The following is a 25,540-nucleotide window of genomic DNA, read 5'->3' on the forward strand; positions in this document are numbered from 1 at the left end:
CCTGTATATCACTAATAACTGTCCTGATAACTTCGGTCAATACCATCACACTGTTACATAACTATTTGTCAGGTGAAAGAGAGACCTCATAACTTTTGCGCATTATATGCCTTTTCTGATGACGTTTGTAACAATATTGTTTAACATTTGTCAAATCAGATGATTAAAAATTAAAAAGATGTTGTTATCGTGACCCTGATCACTGTTCCAGAGAAAACCCAACAAACTGTATGTAGGTTAATTGTAATGATTTTGTGAACGGCCTATACTGCCGCCAGGTCTCCGGAACACCCTGCAATCCCGAGCCACCCAGCGTTGTAACGTGTCGTTTTAGCATTTGGAAGCAATGTTTTGCATGACGCGCAGTTATAGAAAAGGAACGCTGCTTGACCCGCATCGCAGTCCGGAGGAAGGAAACAATAAGAACAGCATGTGGGCGTTATTCATGATAAGAAATGTGAAAAAACAAAGACCTGTCAATCTGGATCTCAAAACGATCCGGTTCCCCGTAACAGCAATAGCGTCCATTCTGCACCGTGTTTCTGGTGTGATTACGTTTGTGGCGGTCGGTATTTTGCTGTGGTTACTGGGCACCAGCCTCTCTTCCCCTGAAGGATTCCTCCAGGCCTCGGCCATCATGAATAGCTTCTTCGTGAAATTTATCATGTGGGGCATTCTCACCGCGCTGGCCTATCACGTTGTTGGCGGCGTACGCCACATGCTGATGGACTTTGGCTATCTGGAAGAGACGTTCGAGGCCGGGAAACGTACCGCGAACATTTCATTTGTGATCACTGTCGTGCTTTCACTTCTCGCAGGAGTTCTCGTATGGTAAGCAACGCCTCCGCATTAGGACGCAACGGCGTACATGACTTCATTCTGGTCCGCGCTACCGCCATCGTCCTCACGCTTTACATCATCTATATGATCGGTTTCTTCGCGACCAGCGGCACGCTGACGTGGGAAATCTGGAGTGGTTTCTTCGGATCGGCCTTCACCAAAGTGTTCACCCTGCTGGCCCTGTTCTCCATCCTTATCCATGCCTGGATCGGCATGTGGCAGGTGTTGACCGATTACGTTAAACCGCTGGCGATTCGCCTTCCGCTGCAACTGATTATTGTTGTTGCGCTGCTGGTTTACGTCATTTATGGATTTGTTGTGGTGTGGGGTGTGTAATGAAACTGCCAGTCAGAGAATTTGATGCTGTTGTGATTGGTGCGGGTGGCGCAGGTATGCGCGCCGCACTGCAAATTTCCCAGAGCGGCCAGACCTGTGCGCTGCTCTCTAAAGTGTTCCCGACCCGTTCCCACACTGTGTCCGCGCAGGGCGGTATTACCGTTGCGCTGGGTAACTCCCATGAAGATAACTGGGAATGGCACATGTACGACACGGTAAAAGGTTCCGATTATATCGGCGACCAGGATGCCATCGAATATATGTGTAAAACCGGCCCGGAAGCGATTCTGGAGCTGGATCACATGGGTCTGCCGTTCTCCCGTCTGGAAAATGGCACCATCTATCAGCGTCCGTTTGGCGGCCAGTCGAAAAACTTCGGCGGCGAGCAGGCGGCACGTACCGCGGCGGCGGCTGACCGTACCGGTCACGCACTGCTGCACACCCTGTATCAGCAGAACCTGAAAAACCACACCACCATCTTCTCCGAGTGGTATGCGCTGGATCTGGTGAAAAACGCCGATGGCGCAATTGTTGGCTGTACCGCGCTGTGCATCGAAACCGGTGAAGTGGTTTACTTCAAAGCCCGCGCGACCGTGCTGGCGACCGGCGGTGCAGGCCGTATTTATCAGTCCACCACTAACGCCCACATTAACACCGGTGACGGTGTTGGTATGGCTATTCGCGCCGGCGTACCGGTGCAGGACATGGAGATGTGGCAGTTCCACCCAACCGGTATCGCCGGTGCGGGCGTGCTGGTCACCGAAGGCTGCCGCGGTGAAGGTGGCTACCTGCTGAACAAACACGGCGAGCGCTTCATGGAGCGTTATGCCCCGAATGCGAAAGACCTGGCGGGTCGTGACGTGGTGGCGCGTTCCATCATGATCGAAATCCGTGAAGGCCGCGGCTGCGATGGCCCATGGGGTCCACACGCGAAGCTGAAGCTCGACCATCTGGGTAAAGAAGTGCTGGAATCCCGTCTGCCGGGCATTCTGGAACTGTCCCGTACTTTCGCGCACGTCGATCCGGTGAAAGAGCCGATCCCGGTTATCCCAACCTGCCACTATATGATGGGCGGTATTCCGACCAAAGTGACCGGTCAGGCGCTGACCGTGAACGAGCAGGGCGAAGACGTGGTCATTCCTGGCCTGTTCGCGGTAGGCGAAATCGCCTGCGTATCCGTACACGGCGCAAACCGTCTGGGCGGCAACTCGCTGCTGGACCTGGTGGTGTTTGGTCGTGCGGTGGGTCTGCATCTGCAGGAGTCCATTGCCGAGCAGGGCGCGCTGCGTGATGCAACCGACGACGAAATCGACGCCTCTCTTGAACGCCTCAACCGCTGGAACGGTAACCGTAACGGCGAAGATCCGGTGGAAATCCGTAAAGCGCTGCAGGAGTGCATGCAGCACAACTTCTCGGTATTCCGCGAAGGCGATGCGATGGCCAAAGGCCTTGAGCAGCTGAAGGCGATCCGCGAGCGTCTGAAAAATGCCCGTCTGGACGACACCTCCAGCGAGTTCAACACCCAGCGCGTTGAGTGCCTGGAGCTGGATAACCTGATGGAAACCGCATTCGCAACCGCGATGTCGGCAAACTTCCGTACCGAAAGCCGTGGCGCCCATAGCCGCTTCGACTTCCCGGATCGTGACGATGAAAACTGGCTGTGCCATTCCCTGTATCTGCCAGAGTCGGAAACCATGACGCGTCGTAACGTCAACATGGAACCGAAACTGCGTCCGGCGTTCCCGCCGAAGATTCGTACTTATTAATGCGGAGACAGGATAATGAAACTCGAATTCTCAGTTTATCGTTATAACCCGGATGTTGATGACGCTCCGCGCATGCAGGACTATACCCTCGAAGCGGAAGAAGGTCGTGACATGATGCTGCTGGATGCCTTAATCCAGCTGAAAGAGAAAGATCCTACGCTGTCGTTCCGCCGCTCCTGCCGTGAAGGGGTATGTGGCTCTGACGGTGTGAACATGAACGGCAAAAACGGCCTGGCCTGCATCACGCCAATTTCAGCGCTGCAGCGTCCCGGTCAGAAAATTGTTATCCGTCCTCTGCCAGGCCTGCCGGTCGTGCGTGATTTGGTGGTAGACATGGGGCAATTCTATGCACAATATGAGAAGATTAAGCCTTACTTATTGAATAATGGGCAAAATCCACCCGCTCGCGAGCACTTACAGTCTCCTGAGCAGCGTGAAAAACTCGATGGTCTGTACGAGTGTATTCTCTGCGCATGCTGTTCAACGTCCTGCCCGTCGTTCTGGTGGAACCCGGACAAGTTTATCGGCCCTGCGGGTCTGCTGGCTGCCTATCGCTTCCTGATCGACAGCCGCGACACCGAAACCGACAGCCGTCTGGAAGGATTAAGTGACGCTTTCAGCGTATTCCGCTGCCATAGCATCATGAACTGCGTCAGCGTGTGTCCGAAGGGGCTGAACCCGACGCGTGCCATCGGCCATATTAAGTCGATGCTGCTGCAGCGCAGTGCGTAAGTAGTGAGAGGGGAGCGCTGTTCCCCTCACCCTAACCCTCTCCCAAAGGGAGAGGGAATAAATTGCAGAAACCTTTAAAAACTGCCAGATAAGTAAATAATCGAGACGTTCAGCGCGAGACAAGGCGCGGTTGAACGAATCCCCAGGAGCATAGTGAACTATGTGACTGGGGTGAGTGAAAGCCGCAACGCAGTCGCAGCCTGAACGACGAAGATTATTTAGACAGTTTCTAAAGGTTCCTTCGCGGGCCAAAGTAAAAGAGCTCGCAGGTGAACCCCGGCACGTACACGCGGTGTGCGTGGTAGTTTCTACGGCGAAAGTAAGCATAAAAATGCTTAAGGGATCACGATGCAGAACGGCGCAATGAAAGCCTGGCTGGACTCTTCTTACCTCTCTGGTGCCAACCAGAGCTGGATAGAACAGCTCTATGAAGACTTCTTAACCGATCCTGACTCAGTGGACGCAAACTGGCGTTCCATGTTCCAGCAGTTGCCTGGTACAGGGGTCAAACCGGATCAATTCCATTCCAAAACACGTGATTATTTCCGTCGTCTGGCGAAGGATGCCTCACGTTACTCTTCTGCGATTTCCGACCCTGACACCAATGCGAAGCAGGTTAAAGTCCTGCAGCTTATCAACGCTTATCGCTTCCGCGGTCACCAGCATGCGAATCTCGATCCGCTGGGACTGTGGCAGCAGGAACGTGTGGCCGATCTCGATCCGGCGTATCACGATCTGACCGAGGCCGATTTCCAGGAAAGCTTTAACGTAGGTTCCTTTGCTATCGGCAAAGACACGATGAAGCTGGGCGATCTGATTGACGCGCTCAAGCAAACCTACTGCGGCTCCATCGGCGCGGAATATATGCACATTACCTCTACCGAAGAGAAACGCTGGATCCAACAGCGCATCGAATCCGTAGCGGGCCACGCGACCTTCTCGGCCGACGAGAAGAAACGCTTCCTCAGCGAACTGACCGCAGCGGAAGGGCTTGAGCGCTATCTGGGCGCGAAGTTCCCGGGCGCAAAACGCTTCTCGCTGGAAGGCGGCGACGCGCTGGTGCCGATGCTGAAAGAGCTGATTCGCCACGCAGGCAAGAGCGGCACCCGTGAAGTGGTGCTCGGCATGGCGCACCGAGGTCGTCTGAACGTGCTGGTCAACGTGCTGGGTAAAAAACCGCAGGACCTGTTCGACGAATTCGCGGGCAAACACAAAGAACACCTCGGCACCGGTGACGTGAAGTACCACATGGGCTTCTCGTCGGATATCGAAACCGAAGGCGGTCTGGTTCACCTGGCGCTGGCGTTTAACCCGTCACACCTGGAAATCGTCAGCCCGGTGGTTATCGGTTCCGTGCGCGCGCGTCTGGATCGTCTGGACGAGCCGAGCAGCAATAAAGTGCTGCCAATCACCATCCACGGTGATGCGGCGGTCACAGGGCAGGGCGTGGTTCAGGAAACCCTGAACATGTCGAAAGCGCGTGGTTATGAAGTGGGCGGTACCGTTCGCATCGTGATCAACAACCAGGTGGGCTTCACCACCTCTAACCCGCTGGATGCGCGTTCTACCCCGTACTGCACCGACATCGGTAAGATGGTACAGGCGCCAATCTTCCACGTTAATGCGGATGACCCGGAAGCCGTTGCTTTCGTTACCCGTCTGGCGCTGGACTTCCGTAATACCTTTAAGCGCGATGTGTTCATTGACCTCTTCTGCTACCGCCGTCACGGCCACAACGAAGCGGATGAGCCAAGTGCAACCCAGCCGCTGATGTACCAGAAAATCAAAAAACACCCGACCCCGCGCAAAATCTATGCTGACAAGCTGGAAAGCGACAACGTGGCGACGCTGGAAGATGCGACCGAAATGGTCAACCTCTACCGCGACGCGCTGGACGCGGGTGAATGCGTGGTGAAAGAGCTGCGTCCGATGAACATGCACTCCTTTACCTGGTCGCCGTACCTCAACCACGAGTGGGATGAGAGCTACCCGAACAAGGTTGAGATGAAGCGCCTGCAGGAGCTGGCTAAACGCATCAGCACCGTGCCGGACGCTATCGAGATGCAGTCTCGCGTGGCGAAAATCTACGCCGACCGTCAGTCCATGGCGGCAGGCGAGAAGCTGTTCGACTGGGGCGGGGCGGAAACGCTGGCCTACGCAACGCTGGTTGACGAAGGCATTCCTGTTCGTCTGTCCGGTGAAGATGCGGGCCGTGGGACCTTCTTCCACCGTCACGCAGTGGTTCACAACCAGTCTAACGGTTCAACCTACACTCCGCTGCAGCACGTGCATAACGGTCAGGGCCAGTTCAAGGTCTGGGACTCCGTGCTGTCTGAAGAAGCGGTCCTGGCATTCGAATACGGCTACGCCACTGCGGAACCGCGCACCCTGACCATCTGGGAAGCGCAGTTCGGCGACTTCGCCAACGGTGCGCAGGTCGTTATCGACCAGTTCATCTCCTCCGGCGAGCAGAAGTGGGGCCGCATGTGTGGCCTGGTGATGCTCCTGCCGCACGGTTATGAAGGCCAGGGTCCGGAGCACTCCTCCGCGCGTCTGGAACGTTATCTGCAGCTCTGCGCCGAGCAGAACATGCAGGTCTGCGTGCCGTCCACCCCGGCTCAGGTGTACCACATGCTGCGTCGTCAGGCGCTGCGCGGTATGCGCCGTCCGCTGGTGGTGATGTCGCCGAAATCCCTGCTGCGTCATCCGCTGGCGGTCTCCAGCCTGGAAGAGCTGGCGAACGGTACCTTCCTGCCGGCCATCGGTGAAATTGACGAGCTGGATCCGCAGGCCGTGAAGCGTGTGGTGATGTGTTCTGGTAAGGTTTATTACGACCTGCTGGAACAGCGCCGCAAGAACGATCAGAAAGATGTCGCCATCGTGCGTATCGAACAGCTTTATCCGTTCCCGCATCAGGCGATGCAGGAAGTGCTGAAACAGTACGCTCACGTACATGATTTTGTCTGGTGCCAGGAAGAGCCGCTCAACCAGGGCGCATGGTACTGCAGCCAGCATCATTTCCGTGAAGTGATTCCATTTGGGTCAGCCCTGCGCTATGCAGGTCGCCCGGCCTCCGCCTCTCCGGCGGTAGGGTATATGTCCGTTCACCAGAAGCAGCAACAAGATCTGGTCAATGACGCGCTGAACGTCGATTAATTAAAGGATACATAATGAGTAGCGTAGATATTCTTGTTCCCGACCTGCCTGAATCCGTAGCAGATGCGACCGTCGCTACCTGGCACAAAAAACCAGGCGATGCCGTTAAGCGCGATGAAGTGCTGGTAGAAATCGAAACTGACAAAGTGGTACTGGAAGTACCGGCTTCGGCGGATGGCGTTCTGGACGCGGTGCTGGAAGATGAAGGCACCACCGTCACCTCTCGTCAGATCCTGGGGCGCCTGCGTGAAGGCAACAGCGCGGGCAAAGAGTCCAGCGCGAAGTCTGAAGAGAAAGCCTCTACGCCGGCTCAGCGCCAGCAGGCTTCTCTGGAAGAACAGTCTAACGACGCCCTCAGCCCGGCGATCCGTCGCCTGCTGGCTGAACACAGCCTTGACCCGGCAGCCATCAAAGGCACCGGTGTGGGCGGTCGCCTGACCCGCGAAGACATCGACAAGCACCTGGCGAAAGCGCCTGCTCAGGCGGAAGCGAAAGCCCCTGTGGCCGCGCCGGCAGCTCAGCCTGCTCTGGGTGCCCGCAGCGAAAAACGCGTACCGATGACGCGCCTGCGTAAGCGCGTGGCCGAGCGTCTGCTGGAAGCGAAAAACTCCACCGCGATGCTGACCACCTTCAACGAAGTGAACATGAAGCCAATCATGGATCTGCGTAAGCAGTACGGTGACGCGTTTGAAAAACGTCACGGTATCCGTCTGGGCTTTATGTCCTTCTACGTGAAGGCGGTGGTTGAAGCGCTGAAACGCTACCCGGAAGTGAACGCGTCTATCGATGGCGATGACGTGGTTTACCACAACTACTTCGACGTCAGCATGGCGGTTTCTACCCCACGCGGCCTGGTGACCCCGGTTCTGCGTGATGTGGATACCCTGGGTATGGCTGACATCGAGAAGAACATTAAAGAGCTGGCCGTGAAAGGCCGCGACGGCAAGCTCACCGTAGACGACCTGACCGGCGGTAACTTCACCATTACCAACGGCGGCGTATTCGGCTCGCTGATGTCTACCCCGATCATTAACCCGCCGCAGAGCGCGATCCTGGGTATGCATGCCATTAAAGATCGCCCGATGGCGGTAGACGGTAAAGTTGAGATCCTGCCGATGATGTACCTGGCGCTCTCTTACGACCACCGCCTGATCGACGGCCGCGAGTCCGTGGGCTTCCTGGTAGCCATTAAAGAGCTGCTGGAAGATCCAACGCGTCTGCTGCTGGACGTCTAGTAACGATTTAGCATCACCTGCCCCGTGGACCGGCACACGCTGCGCCGGTCTACAGGTTTGAAGATAACGATTACCCTGAAGGATGGATAGAACACATGAACTTACATGAATATCAGGCCAAACAGCTGTTTGCCCGGTATGGCTTACCGGCTCCGGTGGGTTATGCCTGTACTACCCCGCGTGAAGCAGAAGAAGCCGCATCTAAAATCGGTTCCGGCCCGTGGGTAGTTAAATGTCAGGTTCACGCTGGTGGCCGTGGTAAAGCGGGCGGTGTGAAGGTTGTTAAGAGCAAAGAAGAGATTCGTGCGTTTGCTGAACATTGGCTCGGCAAGCGTCTGGTGACCTACCAGACAGATGCGAATGGCCAGCCGGTTAACCAGATCCTGGTCGAAGCGGCGACCGACATCGCGAAAGAGCTGTACCTGGGCGCGGTGGTTGACCGTAGCTCCCGTCGCGTGGTGTTCATGGCGTCTACCGAAGGCGGCGTGGAAATTGAAAAAGTGGCGGAAGAGACCCCGCACCTGATCCACAAAGTGGCTATCGATCCGCTGGCGGGCCCAATGCCTTATCAGGGTCGCGAGCTGGCGTTTAAGCTGGGTCTGGAAGGCAAGCTGGTTCAGCAGTTCACCAAGATCTTCATGGGCCTGGCGACTATCTTCCTTGAGCGCGATCTGGCGCTGATCGAGATCAACCCGCTGGTGATCACCACCCAGGGCGACCTGATCTGCCTCGACGGCAAGCTGGGCGCTGACGGCAACGCGCTGTTCCGCCAGCCGGATCTGCGCGAAATGCGCGACCAGTCTCAGGAAGATCCGCGTGAAGCACAGGCTGCTCAGTGGGAGCTGAACTACGTGGCGCTGGATGGCAACATCGGCTGCATGGTTAACGGTGCGGGCCTGGCGATGGGCACCATGGACATCGTTAAGCTGCACGGCGGTGAGCCGGCGAACTTCCTTGACGTGGGCGGTGGCGCAACCAAAGAGCGCGTAACCGAAGCGTTCAAAATCATCCTCTCTGACGACAACGTTAAAGCGGTACTGGTTAACATCTTCGGCGGCATCGTCCGTTGCGACCTGATTGCTGACGGCATCATCGGTGCGGTAGAAGAAGTGGGTGTTAACGTTCCGGTGGTTGTGCGTCTGGAAGGTAACAACGCTGAACTCGGCGCGAAAAAACTGGCTGACAGCGGCCTGAATATTATTGCAGCGAAAAGTCTGACGGATGCAGCTCAGCAGGTTGTTGCCGCAGTGGAGGGGAAATAATGTCAGTTTTAATTAATAAAGATACCAAGGTTATCTGCCAGGGCTTCACCGGTAGCCAGGGGACTTTCCACTCCGAACAGGCGATTGCCTACGGCACGCAGATGGTTGGCGGCGTAACGCCAGGTAAAGGCGGCACCACGCACCTGGGCCTGCCGGTGTTCAACACCGTGCGTGAAGCGGTAGAAGCGACGGGCGCAACCGCGACCGTGATCTACGTTCCGGCACCGTTCTGCAAAGACTCCATTCTGGAAGCGATCGACGCAGGCATCAAGCTGATCATCACCATCACCGAAGGCATCCCGACCCTGGATATGCTGACCGTGAAGGTGAAGCTGGACGAAGCAGGCGTGCGCATGATCGGCCCGAACTGCCCAGGCGTGATCACTCCGGGCGAATGCAAAATCGGCATCATGCCTGGCCACATTCACAAGCCGGGCAAAGTGGGCATCGTTTCCCGTTCCGGTACCCTGACCTATGAAGCGGTTAAGCAGACCACCGACTACGGCTTTGGCCAGTCCACCTGCGTGGGCATCGGCGGTGACCCAATCCCGGGATCTAACTTCATCGACATCCTGAAGCTGTTCCAGGAAGATCCGCAGACCGAAGCGATCGTGATGATCGGCGAGATCGGCGGTAGCGCGGAAGAAGAAGCGGCTGCTTATATCAAAGAGCACGTAACCAAGCCTGTTGTCGGTTACATCGCGGGCGTGACCGCGCCGAAAGGCAAGCGTATGGGCCACGCGGGCGCGATCATCGCCGGCGGTAAAGGTACGGCTGATGAGAAGTTTGCTGCGCTGGAAGCCGCAGGCGTGAAGACCGTTCGCAGCCTGGCGGATATCGGCGAAGCACTGAAATCCATCATTAAGTAAGTCCTCTCTGCTCCCCGAACGGGGAGCGATGAAGTATAAAAATGTCCGTTTCGACATGGTTGGCCGCTGTAAAGCGGCCTTTTTTATTGCCTGCGTCTGGCGACGAGAGTGAACTTGTAGTCGTCGGTATTGAACACGTTGCGGCTGTATTCAAACACCCGTCCGTCCTTCAGGAACCCGCGGGAAACTTTTTCCAGGATCGGCTTTGCCGGATCGAGCGACAGCGCGGCGATCGCCTCCTCTGACGGCATGATCGGCATCAGCTCCTGCTCGCTGCGATCGATAACCAGCTTTTTGATCTGCTCAACGTAGTGATATTTCGAATTCTCCATCACTTCCCAGGTGAGGTCGGGAAACATGGCCAGCGGCATCCATGTCTCCTCCAGGTTCACCGGCTTCTGCTTGATGAAACGCACGCGCTTAACGTGCCAGACTTTATCGTCCGGGCTGATCGCCAGTTTTGCTGCGAGCCTCTCATCGGCTTTCACCACTTCGAAGACGCTGACGTCGCTGTGCGTATCGACGTTTCGGTCCGCCAGCTTTTCGTAAAAGCCCGTGAGCTGGTAAATGTCGTAGTTAACGCGTTCTTCTTTTACGTAGGTACCGCTGCCCTGAATGCTCTCGACGATCTGCTCTTCTGTAAGCAGCTTCAGCGCCTGTCTCACCGTTACACGGCTAACGTTGAACGCCTCCTGAAGGCTGGATTCCGTCGGTAACGCATCGCCGGGTTTTAACTCACCCGCATTGATTTTCTCGCGAAGCGCATCGGCTATCTGCCGGTACATCGGTTTGTTACCCATAGAACCTGCCTTTCTAATACCTTTTCACGGAATTATGCCTTCAGCTTAAAATTTGTAAATAATACAATTTAAATACAAATTTGCACTGTTAGTGAAAATGATCACATAAATGTATTGTGTTGCCTGCCACAATTGCCGCCAGACAATAACAACTTAGGTGTGAGGATCTTATGAACCTGACGACTCTGACCCACTCCAGTGCTGTCTGCGTGCAGGCGCACTATGCCAGCCGTGATGAGGCCATTCGCCAGCTTACGATGCGGCTGGTGGCGCTGGGCAAAATTACCGATGGCGATGCTTTTCTGGCGGAGGTCTACCGTCGTGAATCTCAGGGGCCAACCGCACTGGGAGAAGGGCTGGCTGTCCCGCATGGTAAATCGAGCGTGGTGAGCGAAGCGGCTTTTACGGTTGCTACGCTGTGCGAACCGCTGGAGTGGGAGGGGGTAGACGGCCCTGAAAACGTTGAGCTAATCGTCCTGCTTGCTATCCCACCTGCTGAAGCGGGATCCACGCATATCCAGGTGCTGACGGCGCTGACGTCTCGCCTGGCAGATGACGCACTCCGGGAACGCGTTATGGCTGCAGCGACGGCGGAGGATCTGCTTGATGCGCTGAACGGTGTCTCGCAGGAAGACGAGGTTGCCACATTGGTGAATGCACCAACCGTCATCTGCGTCACCGCCTGTCCGGCCGGGATTGCCCATACCTATATGGCAGCTGAGTACCTGGAAAAAGCGGGACGTAAGCTGGGCGTCAACGTGGTGGTCGAAAAGCAGGGGGCGAACGGCATTGAGGGGCGCATCACCGCGCAGCAGTTGCAGGAGGCCAAAGCGTGCATCTTTGCGGCGGAAGTGGCGATCAAAGAGAACGAGCGTTTTCAGGGGATCCCCACCATTTCCGTGCCCGTCGCGGAGCCTCTGCGCCATGCTGAAGCGCTTATTGAGCGCGCGCTGGCGCTGCAGCCTGCATCCGATGCGCGTCCTGCGCATGTCGATACCGAAACGAAAAAGAGCGTTAAAACTGAACTCAAGCAGGCACTTCTCAGCGGTATCTCTTTTGCGGTGCCGCTGATCGTCGCTGGCGGTACGGTGCTGGCCGTGTCGGTACTGCTGGCGCAAATCCTGGGTCTGCAGCACCTGTTTGACCAGGAAAACTCGTGGCTGTGGATGTACCGCAAGCTTGGCGGCGGCATGCTCGGCATTCTGATGGTACCTGTTCTGGCGGCCTATACCGCGTATTCGCTGGCGGATAAACCTGCGCTGACGCCGGGTTTTGCGGCCGGTCTTGCTGCCAATATGATCGGCTCCGGTTTTCTGGGCGCTATCGTCGGTGGGCTGATCGCGGGCTATCTGATGCGCTGGGTGAAAAACCACATTCGGCTCAGTAGCCGCTATAACGGCTTTCTGACCTTTTATCTCTATCCGGTGATTGGCGTGCTGGGCGCGGGCAGCCTGATGCTGTTTGTGATTGGCGAACCGGTGGCCTGGCTCAATAACACGCTCACTGTCTGGCTTAACGGTCTCTCCGGCGCGAATGCGCTGCTTCTGGGGGCAATCCTCGGGTTTATGTGCTCATTCGATTTGGGTGGCCCGGTCAACAAAGCCTCTTACGCGTTTTGCCTGGGGGCGATGGCGAACGGCGTTTATGGTCCTTACGCAATCTTTGCCTCCGTCAAAATGGTCTCAGCCTTCACCGTCACGGCGTCGACGATGCTGGCGCCGAAGCTGTTTAAACCATTTGAAATTGAAACCGGTAAATCAACGTGGCTGCTCGGCCTGGCGGGCATTACCGAAGGGGCGATCCCGATGGCGATTGAAGATCCGCTTCGCGTCATTGGCTCATTTGTACTTGGATCCATGGTGACAGGCGCGGCTGTCGGTGCGATGGGGATCGGGTTGTCTACCCCGGGGGCCGGGATTTTCTCTCTCTTTTTACTTCACGATGCCGGGTTGGGCGGTGTGGTTGCGGCGGCGGGCTGGTTTGGCGCGGCGCTGGCGGGGACCGCTGTCTCCACGTTTGTTCTGCTGCTCTGGCGACGTCAGGCGGTAAAAAAGGGCAAATACCTCACAGAAGACGCCATACCGTAAAAACTCACAAAACAGGAAACGAAGATGAAAGCTGTATCTCGCGTTCATATCACGCCGCATATGCACTGGGACCGTGAGTGGTACTTCACCACTGAAGAGTCGCGCATTCTTCTGGTCAATAATATGAAAGAGATCCTGACCCGTCTGGAGCAGGACGACGAGTATAAATATTACGTCCTTGATGGCCAGACGGCGGTGCTGGAAGATTATTTTGCCGTCGTGCCCGAAAACCGCGCGCGGGTAAAGGCGCTTGTGGAGCGCGGAAAACTGATTATCGGCCCCTGGTATACCCAGACCGATACCACGATTGTCAGCGGCGAGTCGATTGTCCGCAACCTGATGTACGGCATCCGGGACTGTATGGTGTTCGGCGAGCCGATGAAGATCGGCTATCTGCCGGATTCGTTTGGTATGTCCGGCCAGCTTCCGCATATCTATAACGGATTTGGCATTACCCGGACGATGTTCTGGCGCGGCTGCTCGGAACGACACGGGACCGATAAAACCGAATTTCTCTGGCAGAGCCAGGACGGCAGTGAAGTCACGGCGCAGGTGCTGCCGCTGGGCTACGCGATTGGTAAGTACTTACCGGAGGACGAAGCCGGGCTGCGAAAACGGCTCGACAGCTATTTCGACGTTCTGGAAAAGGCCTCCGTCACCAAAGAGATTTTGCTGCCTAACGGTCACGATCAGATGCCGCTGCAGCAGAACATTTTCTCCGTGATGGATAAGCTGCGTGAAATCTATCCGCAGCGTCAATTTGTAATGAGCCGCTTTGAAGAGGTGTTTGACCACATTGAGGCACGCCGCGATGAACTGGCGACCCTGAAAGGGGAGTTTATCGACGGGAAATACATGCGCGTGCACCGGACAATCGGCTCCACGCGTATGGATATCAAAATTGCCCATGCGCGTATTGAGAACAAAATTGTCAACATCCTCGAACCGCTGGCGACGCTTGCATGGACGCTGGGCTTCGATTATCACCACGGCCTGCTGGAGAAGATGTGGAAAGAGATCCTTAAAAACCACGCTCACGACAGCATCGGCTGCTGCTGCAGCGACAAGGTGCATCGTGAGATTGTCTCTCGTTTTGAACTGGCTGAAGACATGGCAGATAACCTGGTGCGTTTCTATATGCGCAAGATTGTCGACAACATGCCGCAAAGCGACGCCGACAAACTGGTGATGTTCAACCTGATGCCCTGGCCGCGTGAAGAGGTGATGAACACCACGATTCGACTGCGCGCCAGCCAGTTCCGTCTGTTGGATGATAAAGGCAACGAGATCCCGTATTTCATTCGCAGCGCGCGCGAGCTGGACCCTGGTCTCATTGACCGGCAAATTGTCCATTACGGTAATTATGAGCCGTTTATGGAGTTTGATATTCAGCTCAGCCAGATACTGCCGTCGATGGGCTACCGTACGCTGTTTATCGAGCCAAACGTGACCGGAAAGGTGGTCTCTCCGGTGATAAACACCGAATCCTTGCTCGAAAACGCCTTCTGGCAGATTGATTTAAATAACGACGGTACGCTGCGCCTGCGCGACAAAGAAACCGGGCTGATTTATGACCGGGTGCTGGAAATCGAAGAGAGTTCGGATGATGGCGATGAGTACGACTACTCACCTTCGCGGGAAGAGTGGAGACTCACTTCAGCGCAGGGCGAGCATCAGGTCGAGGTTATACACGAAGGCTGGCAGAGCAGGGCGGTGATTCGCCATCAGATCGCGGTACCGGCTAATCTGGCCGAACGCGCGGCGGGTCAGCGAAACGGGTCTCTCGGCGCTGAGGTTGAAATCACGCTTAGCCACCACAGCAGATGTATTGATGTGGCGGTGCGTCTGGATAATCAGGCTGACGACCACCGCGTTCGCGTGCTGATCCATACGCCGTTTACAACCCAGGGCGTGTTAGCGGATACGCAGTTTGGCACCCTCACTCGTCCGGTGCAGGATGCGGCGATGGAAAACTGGCAGGAGGAGGGGTGGAAAGAAGCGCCGGTTCCCGTCTGGAATTTACTCAACTATGCCGTCCTGCAGGAAAAACGAAACGGGCTTGCGCTGTTCACCGAAGGACTGCGCGAGTTTGAAGTAGTAGGCGAGGATAAAAAAGCCTTTGCCCTGACCCTGCTGCGCGGCGTGGGGTTACTCGGCAAAGAAGATTTGCTGTTGCGCCCCGGTAGGCCTTCAGGAATCAAAATGCCTGTTCCTGACTCCCAGGTGCGCGGTTCGTTAAGCTGTCGCTTTAGCCTCTTCAGCTTCAGTGGAACGCCGGAAAACGCGGGCGTCGCGCAGCAGGCTAAATCGTGGTTAACGCCTGTGCAGTGCTATAACAAAATTCCCTGGGACGCGATGAAGCTCAATCGCTCGTCGTTTACCACGCCGGAAAGTTACAGCCTGCTGGCGCTTTCGCCCACGGGATGCGTGCTCAGTACGCTCAAAAAGGCTGAAGATCGAGACGAGCTCATTCTTCGTCTGTTCAACCCTTCCGAGTCCAGCGCATGTGACGCGACGTTATCCGTGGATCCGACCGTGAAACGGTGCTGCGAAACGGACTTGAATGAACGGATAATAGACAATCGTGAAGAAGAGGGCATCGTCGGGGCGTTCAGACCGGGACAGTCACGAACCTTCAGCATCCTTCTTGCCTGAAAACCGCTGACACGATCAAAAGGCCGCAGAGTTTGCGGCCTTTTTCCATTAAATAGTCACGCTTCGGTGTTAACTTCCGGGATAATAAAAGTAAATTAAATGTAATTTCTAAGAGTTGCAAAAACAGAATGGAAAAATAAACTGGCCCAGCTACGCTTATTGTTTGTCCCGCTTCGACAGGGCATTTTTCTCTCGCGTTAATTAAAATCACTTCTGTTTATATTTTTTTTGGTCTTCGATAACCAATCGCATCTTTGCATGCACATATCATTAACATGGTTTTTACCATTCTTACCGCAGCTAAACATGATTAACATCAAGACCGGTTTTTGATTTAAATCAAAGTTTAATGCTTGGAAAAAGATGCCGAAAAGCGCTAAATTGTCCCCGATCAAAATGGCCGAAAAGTGGTAATTTTGCTATAAATTGATCGCCGTCGAAAAACGTAAATGTGATTCAATAAAAACCTGTTTATTGTAAGGGTTTTGCAGCGTATTATATTTGCGGGATCAATTTGAGTTTTTTATTAACCTATTTGTAACCTGTCGTCATCGTTTTTATCCTTCTCCAGGGTAATAACGACGACCAGGATGCGAATAATTTGTATTGGGGCATGCGTGTGAATCTCTTTCTGACGGGGTTCACTCTCGGAGTCTTCATGCGATGAGCAAGGAGTCATAATGTTAGACGTAGTCGAACTGTCGCGCTTACAGTTTGCCTTGACCGCGATGTACCACTTCCTGTTTGTGCCGCTGACGCTCGGTATGGCGTTCCTGCTGGCAATTATGGAAACGGTTTACGTCCTCTCCGGCAAACAGATTTATAAAGATATGACCAAGTTCTGGGGCAAGTTGTTCGGTATCAACTTCGCGCTGGGCGTGGCAACCGGTTTGACCATGGAGTTTCAGTTCGGGACTAACTGGTCTTACTATTCCCACTATGTAGGGGATATCTTCGGTGCGCCGCTGGCCATTGAAGGTCTGATGGCCTTCTTCCTCGAATCCACCTTTGTAGGTCTGTTCTTCTTCGGTTGGGACCGTCTGGGTAAAGTCCAGCACATGGCCGTAACCTGGCTGGTGGCATTAGGTTCGAACCTGTCCGCGCTGTGGATCCTGGTGGCGAACGGCTGGATGCAGAACCCGATCGCGTCTGACTTCAACTTCGAAACCATGCGTATGGAGATGGTCAGCTTTGCCGAGCTGGTCCTGAACCCGGTTGCTCAGGTTAAATTTGTTCACACCGTGGCATCTGGCTACGTGTGCGGCGCGATGTTCGTGTTGGGTATCAGCTCCTACTATATGCTGCGCGGTCGTGACTTCGCGTTTGCCAAGCGCTCCTTTGCTATCGCTGCAAGCTTCGGTATGGCTGCAATCCTCTCCGTTATCGTTCTGGGTGATGAATCCGGTTACGAAATGGGTGACGTGCAGAAAACCAAACTGGCCGCTATCGAAGCCGAATGGGAAACCCAGCCGGCACCTGCTGCCTTTACGCTGTTCGGTATTCCCGATCAGGACGCGCAGGAAAACCGCTTCGCCATCCAAATTCCTTACGCGCTGGGTATCATCGCAACCCGTTCTGTCGATAAGCAGGTAACGGGTCTGAAGGAGCTGATGGTTCAGCACGAAGAGCGTATCCGTAACGGTATGAAGGCTTACTCGCTGCTGGAACAGCTGCGTGCCGGCTCTACCGATCAGGCCGTTCGCGATCAATTTAACGACGTGAAGAAAGACCTGGGCTACGGTTTGTTGCTGAAACGTTATACCCCGAACGTTTCTGATGCGACGGAAGCACAGATTCAGATGGCGACCAAAGACTCGATTCCACGCGTTGCGCCACTGTACTTCGCATTCCGTATCATGGTGGGCTGCGGCATCATCATGCTGCTGATCATTGCGGCGTCCTTCTGGTCCGTGATTCGTAACCGCATCGGCGAGAAAAAATGGCTGCTGCGCACCGCGCTGTACGGTATTCCACTGCCGTGGATCGCGATTGAATCCGGCTGGTTTGTAGCGGAGTATGGCCGTCAGCCATGGGCGATTGGTGAGGTACTGCCAACGGCGGTAGCGAACTCTTCCCTGACGGCAGGCGACCTGATCTTCTCCATGCTGCTGATCTGTGGTCTGTACACCCTGTTCCTGGTGGCTGAACTGTTCCTGATGTTCAAGTTCGCGCGCCTTGGCCCAAGCAGCCTGAAAACCGGTCGCTATCACTACGAGCAGTCCACTGTGACTACTCAGCCGGCACGCTAAGACAGGAGTCATCAAATGATCGATTATGAAGTATTGCGTTTTATCTGGTGGCTGCTGGTTGGCGTTCTGCTGATCGGTTTCGCCGTCACGGATGGTTTCGACATGGGGGTGGGGATGCTCACCCGTTTCCTCGGTCGTAATGACACCGAGCGTCGAATCATGATTAACTCCATCGCCCCTCACTGGGACGGTAACCAGGTGTGGCTGATCACCGCAGGCGGCGCGCTGTTCGCTGCCTGGCCGATGGTCTACGCGGCTGCGTTCTCCGGCTTCTATGTGGCGATGATTCTGGTGCTGGCCTCTTTATTCTTCCGTCCGGTCGGTTTCGACTACCGTTCCAAGATTGAAGATACCCGCTGGCGCAACATGTGGGACTGGGGCATCTTCATTGGTAGCTTCGTTCCACCGCTGGTGATTGGCGTGGCATTCGGTAACCTGCTGCAGGGCGTACCGTTCCACCTCGATGAATACATGCGTCTTTACTACACCGGTAACTTCTTCCAGTTGCTGAATCCGTTTGGCCTGCTGGCCGGTGTGGTGAGCGTGGCGATGATCATCACTCAGGGCGCAACTTACCTGCAGATGCGTACTGTGGGTGAACTGCACCTGCGTTCCCGTGCTACTGCTCAGGTGGCGGCACTGGTGACGCTGGTTTGCTTCGCTCTGGCAGGCGTGTGGGTGGTGTACGGTATTGATGGCTACGTGGTGACGTCTGCGATTAACCACTCGGCACCGTCTAACCCTCTGACCAAAGAAGTGGCGCGTCAGGCTGGTGCATGGCTGGTGAACTTCAACAATACCCCTGCGCTGTGGGCGATCCCGGCTCTGGGCGTGCTGCTGCCGCTGCTGACCGTGCTGACGTCTCGTCTGGAGAAAGGTGCTCTGGCGTTCGTGTTCTCTTCACTGACGCTGGCGTGCATCATCCTGACGGCGGGTATTGCCATGTTCCCATTCGTCATGCCATCCAGCACCATGCTGAATGCTAGCCTGACCATGTGGGATGCAACCTCCAGCCATATGACGCTGAACTTAATGACTTACGTTGCTTGCGTGTTCGTTCCGATTGTTCTGGCCTACACCATCTGGTGTTACTGGAAAATGTTCGGTCGTATCACCAAAGAACATATCGAAAGCAACACCCACTCTATGTACTAAGTAAGGAGCTGAATATGTGGTATTTCGCATGGATTTTAGGGACGCTTCTTGCCTGTGCTTTTGGTGTCATCACTGCCCTGGCGCTTGAGCACGTCGAAGCGACCAAAGCGGGTGAAGAAAAACACTGATGAATATTATCGCGAAGCTTTACGCGGTAATGGATAAGCGCCCGTTACGGGCGCTTTCTTTAGTGATGGCATTACTGCTGGCAGGCTGTATCTTCTGGGACCCGTCGCGCTTTGCGGCAAAGACCAGCGAGCTTGAGATTTGGCACGGCTTCCTCATCATGTGGGCAGTGTGTGCCGGGGTGATCCACGGCGTGGGCTTTCGTCCGAAAGCCGTTCACTGGCAGGGAATTTTTTGCCCGCTGATTGCCGATCTGGTGCTTCTCGCCGGTTTGATTTTCTTCTTCTTCTGAATAAGAAATGTCCGTTAACGTTATGGGCTTACCCGAGCCCATAAAAATTTACTCTCCGTTTACTTTCCCCCATTCCAAACCATCTTTCCCGCGCGTATAGTAGCGAAGTTTAAAAGCTCTAACTTTTGTTGCATTACTGGGATGTAAAGTGAATACAACGCTGTTTCGATGGCCGGTTCGTGTCTATTACGAAGATACCGATGCCGGTGGTGTGGTTTACCACGCCAGCTACGTTGCTTTTTATGAACGGGCACGCACAGAGATGCTGCGCCATCATCACTTTAGTCAACAGGTGCTGTTGGCTGAGCGAGTTGCCTTCGTGGTACGCAAGATGACGCTTGAGTATTTTGCGCCTGCCAGACTCGACGATATGCTCGAAGTCCAAACTGAAATTACATCAATGCGCGGGACCTCACTGGTTTTCACGCAGCGGATAGTCAACGCAGAGAACACCGTACTGAACTCAGCTGAAGTACTGATTGTTTGTGTTGATCCAACCATAATGAAGCCTCGTGCGCTTCCTAAGTCTATTGTCGCGGAGTTTAAGCAGTGACTGACATGAATATCCTTGATTTGTTCCTGAAGGCAAGCCTTCTGGTTAAACTTATCATGTTGATTTTGATTGGTTTTTCAATCGCATCCTGGGCCATCATCATCCAGAGAACGCGTATCCTCAATGCTGCTGGCCGTGAAGCGGAAGCATTTGAAGATAAGTTCTGGTCGGGTATTGAACTTTCTCGCCTGTATCAGGAGAGCCAGGGACGCCGTGAAAACCTGACCGGCTCCGAACAAATTTTCTATAGCGGATTCAAAGAGTTCGCTCGTCTGCATCGGGCAAACAATCATGCGCCGGAAGCCGTCGTGGAAGGGGCATCGCGTGCGATGCGTATCTCCATGAACCGCGAGCTGGAAAATCTTGAAACGCACATTCCTTTCCTCGGTACCGTGGGTTCTATCAGCCCGTATATCGGTCTGTTTGGTACCGTGTGGGGGATCATGCACGCCTTTATCGCGCTGGGCGCGGTGAAGCAGGCGACGTTGCAGATGGTTGCACCGGGTATCGCTGAAGCACTGATTGCGACCGCTATCGGTCTGTTTGCGGCAATTCCGGCGGTTATGGCTTACAACCGTCTGAACCAGCGCGTGAACAAACTGGAACTGAACTACGACAACTTTATGGAAGAGTTCACCGCGATTCTGCACCGTCAGGCGTTTACCAGCACCGAGAGCAACAAGGGGTAAACCATGGCCAGATCGCGTGGACGAGGTCGTCGCGAGCTCAAGTCCGAAATCAATATCGTGCCACTGCTGGACGTTCTGCTGGTACTGCTGCTGATCTTCATGGCAACAGCGCCCATCATTACCCAGAGTGTGGAAGTCGATCTGCCGGATGCGACAGAATCACAGGCGGTGAGCACCAATGACGATCCTCCGGTCATCATTGAAGTTTCCGGCGTAGGGCAGTACAGCGTGGTGGTAGAAAAAGATCGTATGGATCAGCTGCCACCTGAGCAGGTTATTGCCGAAGCGCAGCGTCGCCTGGAGTCAAATCCGAAAACGGTCTTCTTAATCGGTGGCGCGAAAGACGTACCCTACGATGAAATTATTAAAGCGCTGAACTTGCTACATAGTGCGGGTGTTAAGTCAGTTGGCTTAATGACTCAACCTATTTGATCATCCGCGTAGTTTTTGGGAACCGATAGTGTCAAAGGCAACCGAACAGAACGACAAGCTTAAGCGAGCGATAATCGTCTCCGCAGTGCTGCACGTTATTCTTTTTGCAGCGCTGATCTGGAGTTCGTTCGACGAGCATATTGATGCATCAGCAGGCGGCGGTGGAGGGTCTTCCATTGACGCCGTAATGGTGGATCCCGGTGCGGTAGTGCAAAACTATAATCGCGAACAACAGCAGAAGGCGAGTGCCAAACGGGCTGAAGAGCAGCGTGAAAAACAGGCGCAACAGCAGGCGGAAGAGCTGCGTGAAAAGCAGGCCGCCGAGCAGGAGCGTTTAAAGCAGCTTGAGAAAGAACGTTTGCAGGCGCAGGAAGCCGCGAAAGCGCAGGCGGAACAGCAGAAGCAAGCCGAAGAGGCCGCGAAGAAAGCGCAGGAACAGCAAAAGCAGGCGGAAGAGGCGGCAGCGAAAGCCGCAGCGGATGCCAAAGCGCAGGCTGATGCCCAGGCAAAATTAGCGGCAGAAGCGGCGAAGAAAGCGGCTGCCGATGCCCAGAAGAAAGCTGAGGCCGAAGCCGCGAAGAAAGCCGCTGCGGATGCCCAGAAGAAAGCCGAAGCGGAAGCCGCGAAGAAAGCCGCTGCTGACGCACAGAAGAAAGCTGAAGCCGAAGCCGCGAAGAAAGCCGCTCAGGACGCAGAGAAGAAAGCGGCTGCCGAGGCTGCGAAGAAAGCCGCTGCGGCTGAGAAGGCTGCTGCCGAAAAAGCTGCCGCCGCTGAAAAAGCCGCTGCTGATAAAAAAGCTGCAGCTGAGAAGGCCGCTGCCGATAAGAAAGCAGCTGCTGAAAAAGCGGCTGCTAAAAAGGCTGCTGCCGCTGAAAAAGCCGCGGCCGCCGCAGGGGTTGACGATCTGCTGGGGGATTTAAGCTCCGGTAAGAATGCACCGAAAACGGGCGGTGGCGCGAAAGGAAACAACGCAGCGCCGACCGGAAGTGGTAACACTAAGAGTAACGGTGCGACAGGGGCTGAAATCAACGGCTATGCCGCGCAGATTAAATCGGCGATTGAAAGCCGGTTCTATGATGCGTCTTCCTATGCCGGTAAAACGTGTACGCTGCGTATAAAACTGGCTCCGGACGGCATGCTGCTTGATATTAAGTCTGAAGGTGGCGACCCGGCTTTATGTACTGCGGCTCTGGCTGCAGCGCGTCAGGCGAAGATGCCTAAACCGCCTTCTCAGGCAGTCTACGAAGTCTTCAAAAATGCGCCGCTGGACTTCAAACCTTAAGTTACATTTTCCCCGTGCAAACGGGGAAAAATAGACCAGGTTTAGTCACAGGGTTCGGGTAGTTTTGTCTATTTGAGTTTGTTAACATTCTGCTAAATTATCGTGGGTAAGGTTACCCGGATAAGGGAGATATGATGAAGCAGGCATTACGTGTAGCATTTAGTTTTTTAATGCTGTGGGCAGCAGTCCTGCACGCAGAAGTACGTATCGAGATCACCCAGGGGGTGGACTCGGCACGCCCAATCGGTGTTGTTCCGTTCCAGTGGGCCGGTCCTGGCGCTGCACCTGAAGATGCCGGTGGCATCGTGGCGGCTGACCTGCGTAACAGCGGTAAATTCAACCCGTTAGATCGTTCTCGTCTGCCGCAGCAGCCGGGCAGTGCGCAGGAAGTCCAGCCTGCTGCATGGTCTGCGCTGGGTATTGATGCCGTGGTGGTGGGGCAGGTTACGCCTAACCCGGACGGTTCTTACAACGTGGCCTGGCAGCTGGTGGATACCGGCGGTGCACCGGGTACCGTCCTGGCACAGAACTCTTACAAGGTCACTAAACAGTACCTGCGCTACGCGGCACACGCGGCCAGCGACGCGGTATTCGAAAAGCTGACCGGTATTAAAGGTGCGTTCCGTACCCGTATCGCATATGTGGTACAGACCAACGGCGGTCAGTTCCCGTACGAGCTGCGCGTATCTGACTACGACGGTTACAACCAGTTCCTGGTGAAACGCTCTTCACAGCCGCTAATGTCTCCAGCCTGGTCTCCGGACGGGTCTAAACTGGCGTATGTGACCTTCGAAAGTGGTCGTTCTGCGCTGGTTATCCAGACGCTGGCTAACGGTGCGGTGCGTCAGGTAGCGTCGTTCCCACGTCACAACGGTGCGCCTTCCTTCTCACCAGATGGGTCTAAACTGGCGTTTGCGCTTTCTAAAACCGGTAGCCTGAACCTGTACGTGATGGACATTGGCTCTGGCCAGATCCGTCAGGTGACCGACGGTCGCAGCAACAATACTGAACCATCATGGTTCCCGGACAGCCAAAACCTGGCGTTTACCTCTGACCAGGCAGGCCGTCCACAAATCTATAAAGTGAACATTAACGGCGGTGCTCCGCAGCGTATCACCTGGGAAGGCTCTCAGAACCAGAACGCAGACGTGAGCAGCGACGGTAAATTCATGGTAATGGTCAGCTCCAACGGTGGGCAGCAGCACATTGCCAAACAAGATCTGGTAGCGGGTGGCGTTCAAGTTCTGTCGTCAACGTTCCTGGATGAAACGCCAAGTCTGGCACCTAACGGCACTATGGTAATCTACAGCTCTTCTCAGGGGATGGGATCTGTGCTGAATCTGGTTTCTACAGATGGGCGTTTCAAAGCGCGTATTCCGGCCACTGATGGACAGGTAAAATCACCTGCCTGGTCGCCGTATCTGTAAATAATAATTAATTGATTACTAAAGGAATCATAGAAATGCAACTGAACAAAGTGCTGAAGGGGCTGATGATCGCTCTGCCTGTAATGGCAATCGCAGCGTGTTCTTCTAACAAGAACGCCAGCAATGACCAGAGCGGCGAAGGCATGATGGGTGCCGGTACCGGTATGGACGCGAACGGCAATGGCAACATGTCTTCTGAAGAGCAAGCGCGTCTTCAGATGCAGCAGCTGCAGCAGAACAACATCGTTTACTTCGATCTGGATAAATACGACATCCGTTCTGACTTCGCTGCGATGCTGGATGCTCACGCTAACTTCCTGCGTAGCAACCCATCTTACAAAGTCACCGTAGAAGGTCACGCGGACGAACGTGGTACTCCAGAGTACAACATCTCCCTGGGTGAACGTCGTGCTAACGCCGTTAAGATGTACCTGCAGGGTAAAGGCGTTTCTGCTGACCAGATCTCCATCGTTTCTTACGGTAAAGAAAAACCTGCAGTACTGGGTCACGACGAAGCGGCTTACTCCAAAAACCGTCGTGCCGTACTGGTTTACTAAGAGAATTGCATGAGCAGTAACTTCAGACATCATCTGTTGAGTCTGTCGTTACTGGTTGGAATAGCGGCCCCCTGGGCCGCTTTTGCTCAGGCACCAATCAGTAGTGTCGGCTCAGGCTCGGTAGAAGACCGGGTCACTCAGCTCGAGCGTATTTCTAACGCTCACAGTCAGCTTTTAACCCAACTCCAGCAGCAACTTTCCGATAACCAAAACGATATTGACTCTCTCCGTGGTCAGATTCAGGAAAGTCAGTATCAGCTTAACCAGGTTGTGGAACGTCAGAAGCAAATTTTATTGCAGATAGATAGCCTGAGCAGCGGCGGTGCAGCAGCACAACCCGCAGCGGGCGATCAAAGCGGCGCGGCAACCTCAGCGCCTGCGCCGTCTGCTGATGCTTCAGCCTCAACAGGAGCGCCTGTACAGAGCGGTGACGCGAATACGGATTACAATGCGGCCATTGCCCTGGTGCAGGATAAATCTCGTCAGGATGACGCGCTCGCTGCGTTTCAGAACTTTATCAAGAAATACCCTGACTCAACCTATCAGCCAAATGCGAATTACTGGCTCGGTCAGTTGAATTACAACAAGGGTAAAAAGGACGATGCGGCGTTTTATTTTGCCTCCGTGGTAAAAAATTACCCGAAATCGCCGAAAGCGCCAGATGCGATGTTTAAGGTTGGCGTGATCATGCAGGACAAAGGCGACACGGCGAAAGCCAAAGCGGTGTATCAGCAGGTGGTCGCAAAATTCCCCGGCACCGAAGGTGCTAAGCAGGCGCAAAAACGCCTGAATTCGATGGGATGATTATCGCATGACCAGAAATCGCGTTATTTCTGGTCGTGCAGCATGATTACTAAGCAGTTAAGTGATCTTCATCGAAATTTTTGTTGCGCAGAATTCTTAAATCAGTAATATATGCCGCCGTTGCCACGGGATATCAAACAACGTGAAAGCAGCATAAAAGTGGGTCGTTAGCTCAGTTGGTAGAGCAGTTGACTTTTAATCAATTGGTCGCAGGTTCGAATCCTGCACGACCCACC

22 protein-coding genes and 1 tRNA gene are annotated in these 25,540 nt (G+C 54.6%); 22 read left to right on the plus strand and 1 reads right to left on the minus strand.

Translation table 11 applies throughout. The features are described from left to right. The first annotated feature begins 430 nt into the window (after positions 1-430). The 8 genes from sdhC (at position 431) to sucD (ending at position 10,196) form a co-directional block, all read left to right on the plus strand. Positions 431-835: a succinate dehydrogenase cytochrome b556 subunit gene (sdhC, locus tag IM314_RS13355; protein ID WP_026080740.1), complete on the plus strand. Its 405-nt coding sequence runs from the start codon at positions 431-433 to the stop codon at positions 833-835. Then, positions 829-1,176: a succinate dehydrogenase membrane anchor subunit gene (sdhD, locus tag IM314_RS13360; protein ID WP_003858621.1), complete on the plus strand. Its 348-nt coding sequence runs from the start codon at positions 829-831 to the stop codon at positions 1,174-1,176. Before sdhC ends, sdhD begins: the two co-directional genes overlap by 7 nt. Continuing rightward, complete coding sequence (sdhA, locus tag IM314_RS13365; protein ID WP_041910764.1) at positions 1,176-2,942, plus strand: succinate dehydrogenase flavoprotein subunit; 1,767 nt, start codon at positions 1,176-1,178, stop codon at positions 2,940-2,942. The genes sdhD and sdhA overlap by 1 nt, the downstream gene beginning before the upstream one ends. A gap of 15 nt (positions 2,943-2,957) precedes the next feature. After that, on the plus strand, positions 2,958-3,674 hold the full coding sequence (gene sdhB / locus IM314_RS13370) for a succinate dehydrogenase iron-sulfur subunit SdhB (RefSeq protein ID WP_008501090.1): 717 nt from the start codon (positions 2,958-2,960) through the stop codon (positions 3,672-3,674). A gap of 348 nt (positions 3,675-4,022) precedes the next feature. Then, positions 4,023-6,830, plus strand: coding sequence for a 2-oxoglutarate dehydrogenase E1 component (gene sucA, locus IM314_RS13375; protein WP_041910763.1), 2,808 nt, complete (start codon positions 4,023-4,025; stop codon positions 6,828-6,830). 14 nt (positions 6,831-6,844) lie between these two features. Further along, entirely contained in the window at positions 6,845-8,065 is a 1,221-nt protein-coding gene (gene odhB, locus IM314_RS13380) for a 2-oxoglutarate dehydrogenase complex dihydrolipoyllysine-residue succinyltransferase (protein ID WP_041910762.1), read from the plus strand. 95 nt (positions 8,066-8,160) lie between these two features. Next, positions 8,161-9,327, plus strand: a complete 1,167-nt coding sequence (gene sucC / locus IM314_RS13385; protein ID WP_006809579.1) for an ADP-forming succinate--CoA ligase subunit beta — start codon at positions 8,161-8,163, stop codon at positions 9,325-9,327. Beyond that, positions 9,327-10,196, plus strand: a complete 870-nt coding sequence (gene sucD / locus IM314_RS13390; protein ID WP_008501094.1) for a succinate--CoA ligase subunit alpha — start codon at positions 9,327-9,329, stop codon at positions 10,194-10,196. The genes sucC and sucD overlap by 1 nt, the downstream gene beginning before the upstream one ends. A gap of 83 nt (positions 10,197-10,279) precedes the next feature. Here sucD and IM314_RS13395 read toward each other — a convergent pair whose 3' ends face one another. Then, a complete protein-coding gene (locus IM314_RS13395) occupies positions 10,280-10,996 on the minus strand; it encodes a GntR family transcriptional regulator (protein ID WP_153656207.1) in 717 nt (238 codons plus the stop codon). Positions 10,997-11,166: 170 nt separating this feature from the next. On the opposite strand from IM314_RS13395, the gene mngA reads away from it, so the two are divergent. The 14 genes from mngA to IM314_RS13465 all read left to right on the plus strand — a co-directional run bounded on the left by mngA (position 11,167) and on the right by IM314_RS13465 (position 25,538). Continuing rightward, positions 11,167-13,083, plus strand: a complete 1,917-nt coding sequence (gene mngA / locus IM314_RS13400) for a PTS 2-O-a-mannosyl-D-glycerate transporter subunit IIABC (RefSeq protein ID WP_193359066.1) — start codon at positions 11,167-11,169, stop codon at positions 13,081-13,083. A 24-nt stretch (positions 13,084-13,107) separates the two neighbouring features. Then, positions 13,108-15,738 (plus strand): mannosylglycerate hydrolase, encoded by a 2,631-nt coding sequence (gene mngB, locus IM314_RS13405; RefSeq protein ID WP_193359067.1) that lies wholly within the window; start codon positions 13,108-13,110, stop codon positions 15,736-15,738. 680 nt (positions 15,739-16,418) lie between these two features. After that, a complete protein-coding gene (gene cydA / locus IM314_RS13410; protein ID WP_028012385.1) occupies positions 16,419-17,987 on the plus strand; it encodes a cytochrome ubiquinol oxidase subunit I in 1,569 nt (522 codons plus the stop codon). A gap of 15 nt (positions 17,988-18,002) precedes the next feature. Then, entirely contained in the window at positions 18,003-19,142 is a 1,140-nt protein-coding gene (cydB, locus tag IM314_RS13415; protein WP_028012386.1) for a cytochrome d ubiquinol oxidase subunit II, read from the plus strand. 14 nt (positions 19,143-19,156) lie between these two features. Next, positions 19,157-19,270, plus strand: a complete 114-nt coding sequence (cydX, locus tag IM314_RS13420) for a cytochrome bd-I oxidase subunit CydX (protein WP_003858598.1) — start codon at positions 19,157-19,159, stop codon at positions 19,268-19,270. Beyond that, positions 19,270-19,560, plus strand: coding sequence for a cyd operon protein YbgE (gene ybgE / locus IM314_RS13425; RefSeq protein WP_008501100.1), 291 nt, complete (start codon positions 19,270-19,272; stop codon positions 19,558-19,560). The genes cydX and ybgE overlap by 1 nt, the downstream gene beginning before the upstream one ends. Before the next feature lie 148 nt (positions 19,561-19,708). Continuing rightward, positions 19,709-20,113 (plus strand): tol-pal system-associated acyl-CoA thioesterase, encoded by a 405-nt coding sequence (ybgC, locus tag IM314_RS13430; protein WP_003858593.1) that lies wholly within the window; start codon positions 19,709-19,711, stop codon positions 20,111-20,113. Then, positions 20,110-20,802, plus strand: coding sequence for a Tol-Pal system protein TolQ (gene tolQ / locus IM314_RS13435; RefSeq protein ID WP_008501101.1), 693 nt, complete (start codon positions 20,110-20,112; stop codon positions 20,800-20,802). Before ybgC ends, tolQ begins: the two co-directional genes overlap by 4 nt. Before the next feature lie 3 nt (positions 20,803-20,805). Then, on the plus strand, positions 20,806-21,234 hold the full coding sequence (tolR, locus tag IM314_RS13440) for a colicin uptake protein TolR (RefSeq protein ID WP_003858589.1): 429 nt from the start codon (positions 20,806-20,808) through the stop codon (positions 21,232-21,234). A 28-nt stretch (positions 21,235-21,262) separates the two neighbouring features. Continuing rightward, positions 21,263-22,516: a cell envelope integrity protein TolA gene (gene tolA, locus IM314_RS13445; RefSeq protein ID WP_028012388.1), complete on the plus strand. Its 1,254-nt coding sequence runs from the start codon at positions 21,263-21,265 to the stop codon at positions 22,514-22,516. A 134-nt stretch (positions 22,517-22,650) separates the two neighbouring features. Next, positions 22,651-23,943, plus strand: a complete 1,293-nt coding sequence (gene tolB, locus IM314_RS13450; RefSeq protein ID WP_013097529.1) for a Tol-Pal system beta propeller repeat protein TolB — start codon at positions 22,651-22,653, stop codon at positions 23,941-23,943. A 35-nt stretch (positions 23,944-23,978) separates the two neighbouring features. Next, positions 23,979-24,500: a peptidoglycan-associated lipoprotein Pal gene (pal, locus tag IM314_RS13455; RefSeq protein WP_003858578.1), complete on the plus strand. Its 522-nt coding sequence runs from the start codon at positions 23,979-23,981 to the stop codon at positions 24,498-24,500. Positions 24,501-24,509: 9 nt separating this feature from the next. Continuing rightward, the gene (gene cpoB / locus IM314_RS13460; RefSeq protein ID WP_028012389.1) at positions 24,510-25,304 is read left to right on the plus strand and encodes a cell division protein CpoB; all 795 of its coding nucleotides are present in this window, start codon (positions 24,510-24,512) and stop codon (positions 25,302-25,304) included. A 161-nt stretch (positions 25,305-25,465) separates the two neighbouring features. Continuing rightward, positions 25,466-25,538, plus strand: a tRNA-Lys gene (locus IM314_RS13465). Positions 25,539-25,540: the final 2 nt, after the last annotated feature.

Source organism: Enterobacter cloacae complex sp. P42RS (assembly GCF_014930595.1).
Taxonomy (GTDB): Bacteria; Pseudomonadota; Gammaproteobacteria; order Enterobacterales; family Enterobacteriaceae; genus Enterobacter; species Enterobacter bugandensis.